The organism is Prochlorococcus sp. MIT2302 (genome assembly GCF_059772385.1).
The window spans coordinates 273134-285987 of record NZ_CM186285.1 but is presented as its reverse complement, the minus strand read 5'-3'; the positions used below and the strand labels follow the sequence as shown (position 1 = coordinate 285987).

Annotated in this window: 13 protein-coding genes and 1 pseudogene; 7 read left to right on the top strand and 7 right to left on the bottom strand. The window is 33.0% G+C overall.

Going from position 1 to position 12854, the window contains the following annotated elements; all coding sequences use genetic code 11:
• Window positions 1-23 precede the first annotated feature (23 nt).
• From pyk to ftsH, 3 genes and pseudogenes are all read left to right on the top strand, one after another.
• Window positions 24-1448, top strand: a pseudogene (gene pyk / locus AC6EI2_RS01525) (pyruvate kinase); the annotation flags it as partial.
• Between the two features lie 38 nt (window positions 1449-1486).
• The gene (locus AC6EI2_RS01520; protein WP_498462672.1) at window positions 1487-2716 is read left to right on the top strand and encodes an ABC transporter permease; all 1230 of its coding nucleotides are present in this window, start codon (window positions 1487-1489) and stop codon (window positions 2714-2716) included.
• A 143-nt stretch (window positions 2717-2859) separates the two neighbouring features.
• A complete protein-coding gene (gene ftsH / locus AC6EI2_RS01515) occupies window positions 2860-4785 on the top strand; it encodes an ATP-dependent zinc metalloprotease FtsH (RefSeq protein WP_498462671.1) in 1926 nt (641 codons plus the stop codon).
• A 3-nt stretch (window positions 4786-4788) separates the two neighbouring features.
• Here the strand turns inward: ftsH and clpP are convergent, their stop codons facing one another.
• On the bottom strand, window positions 4789-5379 hold the full coding sequence (gene clpP, locus AC6EI2_RS01510) for an ATP-dependent Clp endopeptidase proteolytic subunit ClpP (RefSeq protein WP_498462670.1): 591 nt from the start codon (window positions 5377-5379) through the stop codon (window positions 4789-4791).
• Window positions 5380-5462: 83 nt separating this feature from the next.
• Between clpP and psb29 the strand changes: the two genes are divergently transcribed.
• A complete protein-coding gene (gene psb29 / locus AC6EI2_RS01505; protein WP_498463446.1) occupies window positions 5463-6062 on the top strand; it encodes a photosystem II biogenesis protein Psp29 in 600 nt (199 codons plus the stop codon).
• A 143-nt stretch (window positions 6063-6205) separates the two neighbouring features.
• Here psb29 and petN read toward each other — a convergent pair whose 3' ends face one another.
• A complete protein-coding gene (gene petN / locus AC6EI2_RS01500) occupies window positions 6206-6307 on the bottom strand; it encodes a cytochrome b6-f complex subunit PetN (RefSeq protein ID WP_071841048.1) in 102 nt (33 codons plus the stop codon).
• A gap of 105 nt (window positions 6308-6412) precedes the next feature.
• Between petN and AC6EI2_RS01495 the strand changes: the two genes are divergently transcribed.
• Complete coding sequence (locus AC6EI2_RS01495) at window positions 6413-6715, top strand: DUF2103 domain-containing protein (protein ID WP_498462669.1); 303 nt, start codon at window positions 6413-6415, stop codon at window positions 6713-6715.
• A gap of 336 nt (window positions 6716-7051) precedes the next feature.
• Here AC6EI2_RS01495 and AC6EI2_RS01490 read toward each other — a convergent pair whose 3' ends face one another.
• Window positions 7052-7321, bottom strand: a complete 270-nt coding sequence (locus AC6EI2_RS01490) for a hypothetical protein (RefSeq protein ID WP_498462668.1) — start codon at window positions 7319-7321, stop codon at window positions 7052-7054.
• 224 nt (window positions 7322-7545) lie between these two features.
• Here AC6EI2_RS01490 and AC6EI2_RS01485 point away from each other — a divergent pair, with 224 nt between their 5' ends.
• A complete protein-coding gene (locus tag AC6EI2_RS01485; RefSeq protein ID WP_498462667.1) occupies window positions 7546-7890 on the top strand; it encodes a hypothetical protein in 345 nt (114 codons plus the stop codon).
• Here AC6EI2_RS01485 and AC6EI2_RS01480 read toward each other — a convergent pair whose 3' ends face one another.
• Window positions 7891-8040, bottom strand: a complete 150-nt coding sequence (locus AC6EI2_RS01480; RefSeq protein WP_498462666.1) for a hypothetical protein — start codon at window positions 8038-8040, stop codon at window positions 7891-7893. It abuts the gene before it with no gap.
• Window positions 8041-8074: 34 nt separating this feature from the next.
• Window positions 8075-9724 (bottom strand): glycosyltransferase family 39 protein, encoded by a 1650-nt coding sequence (locus AC6EI2_RS01475; RefSeq protein ID WP_498462665.1) that lies wholly within the window; start codon window positions 9722-9724, stop codon window positions 8075-8077.
• A 149-nt stretch (window positions 9725-9873) separates the two neighbouring features.
• On the opposite strand from AC6EI2_RS01475, the gene AC6EI2_RS01470 reads away from it, so the two are divergent.
• Complete coding sequence (locus AC6EI2_RS01470; RefSeq protein ID WP_498462664.1) at window positions 9874-10071, top strand: DUF8635 family protein; 198 nt, start codon at window positions 9874-9876, stop codon at window positions 10069-10071.
• A 300-nt stretch (window positions 10072-10371) separates the two neighbouring features.
• On the opposite strand, the gene secF is transcribed toward AC6EI2_RS01470, so the two are convergent.
• Window positions 10372-11337 carry a protein translocase subunit SecF gene (gene secF / locus AC6EI2_RS01465; protein ID WP_498462663.1) on the bottom strand — a complete coding sequence of 322 codons (966 nt, stop codon included), beginning with the start codon at window positions 11335-11337 and terminating at the stop codon, window positions 10372-10374.
• 24 nt (window positions 11338-11361) lie between these two features.
• Complete coding sequence (secD, locus tag AC6EI2_RS01460; RefSeq protein WP_498462662.1) at window positions 11362-12852, bottom strand: protein translocase subunit SecD; 1491 nt, start codon at window positions 12850-12852, stop codon at window positions 11362-11364.
• Window positions 12853-12854 lie beyond the last annotated feature (2 nt).

The following is a 12854-nucleotide window of genomic DNA, read 5'->3' as shown; positions in this document are numbered from 1 at the left end:
TTTTGTTATCACAAGCCAAATAAATGACGATACTCGACCTAGCCAGGAGGACCAAAATCGTTGCCACCATAGGCCCAGCGACTGAAAGTGCGAGTCAAATAACAAAATTAGTAGAAGCAGGTGCTACTACATTTCGTCTAAATTTTAGTCATGGTGACCATGATGAACATGCTGAAAGGATAAAAACAATAAGACAAGTCTCAAATGATCTAGGCATTCACATTGGAATACTCCAAGATCTTCAGGGACCTAAGATTAGACTTGGAAGGTTTAAGAACGGTCCTGTTAATATCAAAAATGGTGATAAGTTTATTCTTACATCAAAAAATATTGAATGTAATAAAGATCAGGCAAATGTCACTTATGACAAATTAGCTCAAGAAGTAAATATAGGAAATAGGATTCTTTTGGACGACGGAAGAGTAGAAATGAAAGTTGAAAAAGTTGAACTAAAAGAACAAAGATTAATTTGCAAAGTAACTGTTGGCGGAGTGCTCTCTAATAACAAAGGAGTTAATTTTCCAGATGTTCAATTATCAATTAGGGCCTTGACAGAAAAAGATAAAAAAGATTTAGCATTTGGTCTAAAACAAGGTGTTGATTGGGTAGCACTCAGTTTTGTAAGAAATCCATCAGATCTAATTGAAGTAAAAGATTTAATTAGAAATCATGGTTTTGATACACCTGTAGTAGCAAAGATTGAAAAATTTGAAGCAATTGATCAAATAGACGCTGTTTTAAAACTTTGTGATGGAGTGATGGTTGCCAGAGGTGATCTCGGTGTTGAGATGCCTGCAGAAGAAGTTCCATTGCTACAAAAACAACTTATCAAAAAGGCCAATAGCCTTGGGATTCCAATCATAACTGCCACACAAATGCTTGATTCAATGGCATCAAGCCCTAGGCCTACAAGAGCCGAGGTTAGTGATGTTGCAAACGCGATACTTGATGGTACAGATGCTGTGATGCTTTCCAATGAGACTGCTGTTGGCGATTATCCAATTGAAGCTGTAGCGACCATGGCCACTATTGCAAAAAGAATCGAAAGAGATTATCCACAAAAAGCATTAGAAAGTCATCTTCCAAGCACTATCCCAAATGCAATAAGTGCAGCTGTAAGCAGTATTGCCAGACAAATCAACGCAGCCGCAATTATTCCACTAACAAAAAGCGGCGCCACAGCAAAAAATGTAAGTAAATTTAGACCTGCTACGCCTGTGTTAGCGGTAACGAATGAAAGGAGTGTAGCGAGCACACTTCAACTTGTCTGGGGAGTTACACCACTTTTGATTGAAAATCAAACAAGCACATCAAAAACATTTGACGATGCCATGGCTATGGCAAAAAAAATGAATATTTTAAAACAAGGTGATCTTGTAGTAGAGACAGCAGGGACCTTGTCTGGAGTGAGTGGGTCAACTGACCTAGTAAAAGTCGGAATAGTTAGTTCAGAACAAGAAGCTGACAATTTATTTATCTAAAAAATATGAAAAGGAAACTCCCGCTAAAAGAAACATCGGGAATGGCAATAAAAAATCTTAAATCTAATAAGTTTAGATCCCTATTAACAATGCTAGGAATAGTTATTGGTAATGCCTCTGTAATAACGCTTGTTGGGGTGGGCAGAGGCGCTCAAAATCTTGCAGAGAATCAGCTAAGCAACTTGGGAGCAAATGTTTTATTTGTCGTACCAGGCAATAATGACACCAGAAGAAGAGGTGTCGCTTTCCCTAAAAATCTTGTTCTCAAAGATGCAAAAGCCATAGAGCAACAAGTTCCAACTGTTAGAAGAGTAGCTCCTCAAATCACAACAAATGAAGTCATACAAAGTGGTTCCAAAAGTACAAGCAGCTCGATTTCAGGGATAACAAGTGATTTTTTAATTGTTCGAAGCTTTGAAATTGCTAAAGGTCGTTTTATTAATGATCAAGATACAAAAGGGGCAAAGAATGTAGTAGTTATTGGGCCAGACCTTGAAGAGAAGCTATTTAATGAAAGAGAAGGCTTAGGGGAAAAAATAAGAATAAAAGATCAGTCTTTTGAAATTGTTGGAGTCATGAAACCTAAAGGTGCTGTATTTGGAAGCAATCAAGATGAGAATGCATATATTCCTCTTTCAACAATGGTCAGCAGAATTACTGGTAAGGATCCAACTTACGGAATTAGTCTCAGTTTCATAAGTGTTGAAGCCATAAATGAAAACTCAACAAAGGCTGCAAAATTTCAAATAACAAACTTATTGAGACAAAGACACAAAATCATTAGAGATGATGACTTTGCTGTTAGATCTCAAAAAGATGCTTTGCAAATAGTATCGACAATTACAGGTGGTTTAACATTAATGCTTGCCGCGATAGGAGGGATATCATTACTAGTTGGAGGAATAGGTATTATGAATATTATGCTGGTATCTGTTAGCGAAAGAACTGAAGAGATAGGGCTTAGGAAAGCACTAGGAGCAAGAAGATTAGATATTTCAACCCAATTCTTAATAGAATCATTGATTCTTTCCAGTTTAGGTGGAATAGCTGGAACAGGCTTAGGACTAACTACTGTAAAGATAGTAGGTTTATTAACACCTTTACCAGCAACAATTGGATTTGGAACTGTATTTATAACAGTTATCATTTCTGGCACAATAGGATTAACATTTGGTGTTCTTCCAGCCAAAAGAGCTGCAAAACTAGATCCAATTACGGCATTAAGAAGTTTGTAATAACTAAATCTTTAGTAAAAAATAATTTTTCTAAATTTCAACAGCCAAGAATATTTTTTGAATATTTACTTGAAACTGTTGGAATCATCCAACAGAAAGGGTCATTAAACTACTAGAATCTTTGCAAAAAAGTTTTAAGCTTTATGGATAAGAAATGGAAAGTTATAGCACTTTGGGTTCTCCCCATAACAATAGTAGTTCTGATTACATGGCAAATACTTGGTTCAGCAACAAATAATCAAGTAAATCAAACCACTTCAACTTCTGCATCAAGAACTGCACCAGTTGGAAAAATTAGTTATGGAAGGTTTCTCGATTATGTCCAAGCTGGAAGAGTCACATCAGTTGACATTTACGAAGGTGGTAGAAATGCAATCGTCGAATCAGTAGATCCTGAAATAGATAACAGAGTTCAAAGATTTAGAGTTGATCTTCCTGGATTAGCTCCTGAATTAGTTTCATCTTTAAAAGACGAAGGAATAAGTTTTGATATTCATCCACCTAAAACAGCTCCTGCTGGCATTGGAATACTTGGTAATCTCCTATTCCCATTAATTTTAATTGGGGGTCTCATCTTGCTTTCTAGGAGATCAAATTCAATGCCAGGTGGGCCAGGACAAGCGATGCAATTTGGTAAAACAAAGGCAAGATTTGCTATGGAAGCCGAAACAGGTGTCAAATTCGATGATGTAGCAGGTGTAAATGAAGCTAAGCAAGATTTAGAAGAAGTAGTTACATTTTTAAAGCAGCCTGAGAGATTTACCTCTGTTGGGGCTCAAATTCCAAGAGGGGTTCTACTAGTTGGACCTCCAGGTACTGGAAAAACATTATTAGCTAAAGCAATCGCTGGTGAGGCTGGTGTTCCTTTTTTCTCACTTTCAGGATCAGAATTTGTAGAAATGTTTGTTGGTGTGGGAGCTAGCAGAGTTAGGGATTTATTTAAAAGAGCTAAAGAAAACAGCCCTTGCTTAATTTTTATTGATGAAATTGATGCAGTCGGAAGACAGAGGGGCGCTGGAATTGGAGGTGGCAACGATGAAAGAGAACAAACTCTTAATCAACTACTAACCGAAATGGATGGTTTTGAGGGGAATAGTGGAATTATTATCATTGCAGCAACAAATAGACCTGATGTTCTTGACTCAGCATTGATGAGACCAGGAAGATTCGATAGACAGGTGACTGTTGACGCTCCTGACATATCAGGAAGATTATCAATACTCAAAGTTCACTCCAGAAATAAAAAATTAGAAAAAGACTTAACTTTAGAAAGCATCGCAAGAAGAACTCCTGGTTTTACAGGAGCAGATCTAGCAAATTTATTAAATGAAGCTGCGATTCTTACTGCAAGGAGAAGGAAAAATCAGATAGGTCTCTCAGAAATAGATGACGCAGTTGATAGAATTATCGCTGGAATGGAGGGAACTCCTCTTGTTGATGGAAGAAGCAAAAGACTGATTGCATATCACGAAGTTGGTCACGCTTTAATTGGTTCTCTAGTCAAAGATCATGATCCTGTTCAAAAAGTCACCGTTATTCCTAGAGGACAGGCGCAAGGGTTAACATGGTTCTCTCCTGATGATGATCAAACATTAATTAGTAGAGCGCAATTAAAAGCAAGAATCATGGGAGCGCTAGGCGGACGTGCTGCTGAAGATATCATTTTCGGAAGAGAAGAAGTTACAACTGGTGCGGGAGGGGACGTTCAAATGGTCGCATCAATGGCCAGACAAATGGTTACTAGATTTGGAATGAGTAGTCTTGGACCCGTTTCATTAGAGGGTGATAGTCAAGAAGTATTTGTTGGAAGAAGCTTAATGAATACATCTGATATATCAGACGAAATCTCAAAACAAATTGATGAACAAGTTAGGTCAATAGTTAAAAAATGCTATGACGAAACACTGGAACTGGTAGCAAAAAATAGATCGGCTATGGATAAACTAGTTGAAATTTTAATCGAGAAAGAAACTATGGATGGAGACGAGTTTTGCAAAATATTATCAAATTATACTGACATACCTGAAAAAGACAGGTTCATTCCAGTATTGCCAGACCCAAAAAAGTAAGGCCTAAACTGAATTAATTGGCCTTTTATTAAAAACGTTATCAATAATGCCATATTCGACAGCTTCAGATGGAGACATGTAAAAATCTCTGTCTGTGTCCTCCCTAATTCTCTCAAGGGGTTGTCCAGTCCTTTCTGATAATTCCTTATTCAACTTGTCCTTAATAAATAATATTTCATCTGCTTGAATCCTAATGTCACTAGCCTGTCCTCTCGCCCCTCCAAGGGGTTGGTGAATCATTATTCTTGAATGAAGCAAACTGCTTCTCTTCCCTTTCGAGCCAGCGCATAGCAAAAAAGCCCCCATACTGGCTGCCAGACCAACGCAAACTGTATGTACATCAGGCTTTACATGTTGCATGGTGTCAAAGATACCAAGGCCGTCATAAACAGATCCACCTGGTGAGTTGATATAGAGAAAAATATCTTTGTCGGGATCATCCGCTTCTAAGAAAAGCAGTTGAGCGACAATGCGGTTTGCAGAATCACTAGTTACTGGTTCACCCAAAAAAACTATTCTCTCCCTTAGAAGCCTTGAATAAATATCAAAGGCTCTTTCTCCTCTTCCAGATTCTTCAATAACTATTGGAATCATCGAACGATGTGATGGTCGGTTTTCATGATCCTAGCTAAGTCACGGGGTAAGCTATGGTTCTTAAGAATTATCTAGGTTTGGCATTGAGCGTTAGAGCAACAATTTCAGACAGCAAATCTGATTTCCATAAGGAGTTTCCTTATGTCATTCCCTCAATTTATAGAAAACTCGCAGACGAACTGCTTGTAGAACTTCATTTATTAAGTCATCAAAAAAATTTTAAAAATGATGCCATTTTTGCGACTGGATTAAGAGAAATATTCAGTAAGTTCACGAATGGATACAAGCCTAGCGAACACATAGAGAAACTTTTCGACGCAATTTGCAACTGCAATGGCTTTAACCCTATAGAAATCAAAAATTCTTCTGAACAATTAATAAATAAATCAAAAGAATTCACAAAAGAAGATCTAATAAAATTTGTATCAACAAATGAAATTGAACCAAAAGAAGTAAATTACTATAGTCGAATAAATGCAATTGGTATATACAAGTTGGTTAATGAGATGCCTTCACTTAAGGACTTAAAAGAAGAAGATATAAACAAAGAAATAACAAGTATTTCTAATTCACTTGGTTACCAATGCTCAAGAGTTGATAAAGATATAAGTATGTATAAATCAAACATTGAAAAGATGAAACAAGCATTAGAAATTATCGCATTAAACTTAAAATCAAAATAATAATTCTATTAATTATTTTCTTCTCTTATCCTTCCAATCAATATAACTAATGTAAATAACACTTATTGTTATGAATGTAAGTAGGAAAATAGAAGAAAAAGATAGAAAGCTATAGAAATTAAAGTCTATAGGCATCACAATAATTAAATATCAATAGAGCCATCACCATTTCTACCCCAAACTACCATTGCTATGGAAAAAGTGAAAATAGCTGCCAATGAGGCCCAACCCAATGTGAAGATCATTACATTTATAAATTTATTCAATTATAACTTATTAAATAGGTTTGAATTGTATACCTATAAAAAAAATATAACCAATTAAGAAATTATACGAAAATCATTAAATCTATGGGAAGACTTGTTCAAAACCACAGCACGCACATAAAAGGCTTAATCAAATGGTTAAAAAAGATATCAGAAAGAAATGAGATTAAGACAGTTACGCCTGCTTCGCTGTCAAAAACAAACGGAAGAGGTGAAAAGCTTGTGCTAAAAGTTACTGTTAAAACAAGTGAAGGATATAAGCTTTTAGCAAGAAAAGGTAAGCTCGTACAAGAGGTATTTCTTGTAACAAGCTTAGACGAGAGTAAAGTTAAAGAAATAATAGAAGAAACTAATCCGAAGCCTTCTCGGAAAAAGAAAGGTTATTAGATGAAGATGGGTGAAAATAGGAGTTTTTATTTTGCTTAGAAACAGATTCAGAAAGTTCTCGTATTATTTCTTCTTTGATCATATTCATAGCTGAATCAATTTCGTAAAGGTTATCTGCCATGGAAACAATAATTTTCTTTAATTTAATTGCATAAACAAAAGAAGCTCTATTAATTAATAAAAAAATTAGATTTATAAAAACTAAACTATATTACAATCAAAAAAAATTACATGACACATAATAAATCAGATTCACAAGAACTCTATAACTACCTAAATTGTTATCTACTTATCGACAGATAATGTTAAAAGAAAAAAGCAGTCAAAAGTTATAAACTATAGCTCATATTCGTTTTTAAATTTATCCAAATTAGTCAAATAGAGTTGATGAAGGTTAGTAGTTTCATCATTAAAACCAACTTCCTTATACATTTGATCAAGAGACATATAGGCACTCATTACAGGTAAAAAAGCAGATTTATATTCTTCTTGAATATCATCCTCATCTATATCATGAATTATTGCTGTAATCAATTCAATTTCCTTCTTGGCTAATGAAATGTTTTTCTCTAATTCAGGACTAAGTTTACGTCTTCTTTTTGCCATGAATACAATTCATATTAAAAAAAATAATACACTATTTATATTCGAAAAATCAATGAGAGAAGTCATGGAATGTTAAAACAAGATAAATAAGAGTAAATACTCATAAAAGCAATAGAAGAGTGTTCCATTTTTATAAAAATGGTATATATTTTAGTTGGTATATTATAAATGTGATATTAGCCCAAAACATTGTTAGTAAAGGGCTATCTAATCTTACTATCACTATGAAAAGTAATTCAGATAAAAATCAAACTAAACTGCCATGGTGGGTGGAACTTTTGTTTGTTCAAATCGGGTTACCTGATTCATGGCTTTCAAAATATCTCAAGAAGAAAAAACAAACATTAAATTTTATTGATCTAAATAAGAAATATATAGCTTATTCTGCCTTATTAATTGCAGGTGTATTGTATATATACCCAATAGTAAGATACACATCATCCAGTGCTTCATGCATAGATAAAACCACAAAATATCTAAAATCAAGCAGAGTAAATAAATCTCAAAATGAAATGGATATAAATTCTATAGCAGTTGGATATTGTCATGGTGGTTCCTTACCAGAATAATTAGTTTTTAATTTTCTTTTCACCGTCAATATCATATGTTGGCTTATTATCAGGAGTTTTTCCTTCAAGTAAAGGTATTAAACCCGAAATCAACCTACCAAATACTGGCACCCAAATGTTCTTGTAAGCATTTTTTAGTAGCTTATTCATTTTTGCTTTTTTTAATGTTATAGATAATAGAATATTATTTACGAACATTTATCAATAAGAACTGATTGTCAAATTTTTTAATAGATTTGAATAAAGGTTTAATATTTAAAGCATTTAAACTATTGATATCTGAAGTAATTAAATATTTATAATTACTAATATCATCAAGCTTTTTAACGACTTGGGAGGAAGGCAAATAAAATGACAACAAAGTCTCGATTTTGCTTTCAACTTCAAATAAATAAATAGTGTTTGAGCTGATAATCGAAGATACAAGCTTATCTCTTAAAAATAATTTTGCACTTAAGTTTGGACTACCAAGTATACCAAAGTTAAAAAGCAACAAGAGAGAAATATATTGAGGTATAGTTATACTATGAAAGAAATTAATTAAGCCTTGTCGTAAATCATCTATATTAATAAGAAGTTGAATTGATCTAATATAAGATAGTATTAAAAATAAAGATACTAAATATATTAACATCTTATTTTCATTATACTGCTCTGCTATAAAAGCATTGTAATTAAAAATGAAGATTATTATAATAGAAGTTATTAATATAATTAGTAAGGATAATAGATATTTAATGCTAGTTTTAGAAAATGAGTATCTTAATGCATTTGATGTGAGGGAGATGGCAAACAAAATTGATAAAGACGGGAGTAAAAAAAGGTAATAATGTGGATATGTGGTCGACATGAACAATAAAATCAATAAAGATATAAGAGGGTAAAAATAGATTAATAATGGATATTTTAATTTTTTCCTTGGTCTTGTAAAAACAAAAAGAAGAACAAATAATATTCCTACTGGAAAAGTCAAATAAAGAAATTTAAAAGGTACAAGTAAAAAATTGCTTAAGTCAAAGTCTCCTATGGCTTGTTTCTTTGCAAAATCAAAGAGAGATGTAATTCCATTGATTCCGAACTTTCGAAATGAAAAAAATAGATTAAGGTAAGTAGGGATTGAGCCAATTAATATTCCTATAGCATAAATTATTTTTAAAAAATTTTTCTCTTTATTTAAATAATAAAAAATAAAAGGTGAGAGTCCTATCAAAGGAACAAATGTCATATAACTTCTAAGAAAAAAAGAGCTAGAAATAAAAAAACCAGAAAGGAATATATAAAAACACCGTCTTGTGTATTGCGAAGAATCTAGAAATTCAAGAAAAAATAGGATCGCCAATAGGATACATAAAACAAATGGAATATCTGGACTCGCATATCTTGAATATTGAATCCATAATGGCATTGATGAAAGTGAAAATAATGAAATCAATGCAGACTTTTTATCTGTAATTTTTAATGCAATTAGGTACCAGCTAATCAAGCAAAGAAATGAAGAAATGATACTTGGAATTCTTAGAGCTATTTCACTATTTCCAAATAACCTAATGGCTAATGCTATAAACCAATAGCTTCCTAATGTCTTATGGTGGGGAGATGGGAATGGAGGAGAAAACCAGTTGCCAGAGTTTTCAATCAACCTTGCTCTTCTAGCGTAAAGCCCTTCATCATGAGCAACGAGGCTTTGAGTAGAAGGATCAATAAGAAAATAAAGTAAAATACAAGAAATAACAACAAGTATTGGTAAAATAATATTCTTATTCTTTGAGAAAAAGTTAATAACTCCCTTTTTAATATTGATATAGCTTCTAACATTATGAGGAAGAAATTGCATTTTCGAATATGATTAAAAATTCATACGTTCAATTTTAATGAACCATACTTTAAATTAAATTATATCCTTAGTAATTTGATTTGGGAATCTATGATGCTGTGAATTAATAACATCATGTATAATAATAGATATTTTAAAACATAAGAAAGATGGCAACCGCAAAGGAGAAGAAGGAAGAAGTAAAAGCGTCTCTGAAGATTTTACGCTCAGAACTTAGAAAAATGCATTTAGGCGTTACAGAAGAGTTATCACTCCCCGAGCCAACAGAAGTTAAAAAATTAATGACTCAAATGGAAGAGCTATTATTAGTGATTGAACCTAAGTCATCTAGGAAGGCAAAAAAGTAAGATAACAGTCAAATTATTATTACAAGTTAGAACTGACTGTATATAGCTTGAATAAAAAAATTATTTTTTATTCAAGCTTTTTTGATTCTTAGTAAAAAGAATAGGGCTAGAAATTAATATTGTGATAGCAAGAGGATGTTCAAAAATAGTATAAAAGAAAGTAGAGAAAGTGAAAAAATCAAATAATATCCTAAGGTCTGTTCTTAAATCATAAATTGAAAGTAAAATCAGAATAATTTGTAAACAATTATATTTTATATAAACAAATAGTTTATCTATAGAAATGAAGCACATATTCAATCATTCAGGCTGTTTGTTGCTGGTTATTGATAACAATGAAGGTGCCAAAGCTATACTCGACCAAGAACCAGCTATAACACCTATAAATAAAGCAAATGCGAACCAATATAATGTTGATCCGCCCCAAATCAATATACATATTAGAGGAAGTAGTGTGGTAAGACTTGTATATAGAGTCCTTGTTAATGTTTCACTAACAGCTTTATCAATTTGATACTTAAAACTTAATTGTTTTTCTACTAAACTTTTTTCTCTGATCCTATCAAAGACAACAACTGTATTGTTTACTGAATAACCTGCAATTGTCAAAAGAGAAACAGCGAACAAAGAGTCGACCTCTACATTAAAGAAATAACCCAGCCATGCAAATACACCGCAAACAATAATTATGTCATGAAAAAGAGCAAATAAAGCTAGGACTGAGTATCTTCGATCATATCTAAAGTTAATATATAAAGCTATTCCGAGAAAAGCAAAGAGAAGAGAAATTAAACTACTTTTAAGTAACTGCTTTCCAAGACTTGGACCAATAATTTCAACTGAAGTATTTTGATTGTTAAACGGGCCAAAAGATTTATTAATCACTGCCACTACAGACTCAGATTGAGCTGCAGATAAAAATGGAAGCCTGATAGATATTAACTTTGAATTATCGAGTAATTGTATTTGTGATCTACTTAAATTAGGAGATGTATTTGAAATAAAGTTTTTATCTAGATTTTTTATATCTTTTATCTTATTAGATATGTCACTTGTATTTAAAGTAATACATTCATATGTACAACTCCTCTCTAAGGTTATTTGAGTTCCACCGGTATAATCTAAACCAAGATTTAAAGGTGCCTTAATAGAAGTAGTTTTAAGGCAAATTAGCATCCCGATTATTGATATTAAACATAAAGAAAATGAAACAAGCCAAACATTTTTTCTATTTTTATAGAGTTGAACATTAAAATTAGCTTTCATAATTTAGTTGATTTGAATTAGTTGTTATTGAACGTTGGTAGATGGTAATGAAATCTGATTAAGGTTAATAAAGTTAGAAATTTTTCTAAGGCCTTGATAACTCATTAGGAACTTCAATATTGCTTTTGTACATGTTAAGGCCGTAAACAAGCTCAAGACAACACCAATACCCAAGGTAGCTGCAAAACCTTTTACAAATCCAGTTCCCAAATAAAATAATGTTATACAGCTTATTAAAGTGGTTAAATGACCATCAATTATTGATGAAAAAGCGTTTTTAAAACTTGCGTCTATTGAGCGTATCAAAGTATTTCCATTGCGTAATTCTTCCTTTAATCTCTCAAAAATAAGAACATTAGCGTCAACAGCCATTCCTATGCTTAGGATAAACCCGGCTATACCTGGAAGAGTGAGAGTCACTGGTAGTAGTGCATAAATAGAGAGGGTGAATAGCGAGTAAAAAGACAATGCCAAGACGGCAACAAATCCAGCTAGTTTATAGATAAAGATCATAAAAATACCTACAAAAAACAAGCCAGTGAGGGCAGCAAAAAGACTAAGACGGATATTTTGAGTCCCGAGAGAAGGACCTATAGTTCTTATCTGAATAATCTCAATAGGTAGAGGCAGAGCTCCTCCCCTTAATTGAACTTCTAAATTTCTAGCATCATCAGCAGTAAAATTACCGCTTATTGTTGCTGCACCACCAGTAATGCCGGCAGTTTCAAATTGCTTACCAACACTTGCTTCGCTATATGAAATACCATCAATAATAATTCCAAGCAATCTAGGGGTGCCCGCGATAGATTTTGTGAGATCTGCAAATAATTCACCTCCTTCATTATTGAAGCTTAAAGTAACTTCCCATTTATTAGTATTTTGATCTTGTCGTCTGCCTGCATTTGTAAGATATTGTCCAGTTAATGATGTTGGTTCAAACAGAGCTGCAATGTCAGTACTTATTTTATCCCTTAAAAGATTAAACTGATCTAAATCTAGTATCTGATCGGATTGAATATTATATTTTTCGAATAATTGATTAATTTCCTTATTAATATTGATCTCCTTTATTAATTGGGCTGAAGTATTATTCTCTTCTAATAATTTAATAATAGATTCAACGCTATTTCGTTGATTTTGTAAGTCTCTTAACAGCTCATCTGTCCCATTTTTCTGAATTCTGAATTCCAATAGAGCAGTTTCTCCTAATACCTTCGCTGCCCCGGAAGGATCTTGCTCACCAGGAAGTTCTAATAATAATTGGTTTGTTCCTACAGTTTGAAGTTGTGAATCTGAAACTCCTAATCCGTTTACCCTCTTATCAAGAACAGCTTTAACTCCTTCAATTTCGTTGGGGGTTATTTTTGTGATTTCCTCAGTAGGTTGAACCTCTAGAGTAAGTTGACTACCTCCGCGTAGATCCAATCCTAATTGGAAAGGTATATTGCTGCATATAAAAATACTTAATATTGCAAAAATGATAACTATAAAAAACCAATAGTTCTTTCTACCCATTA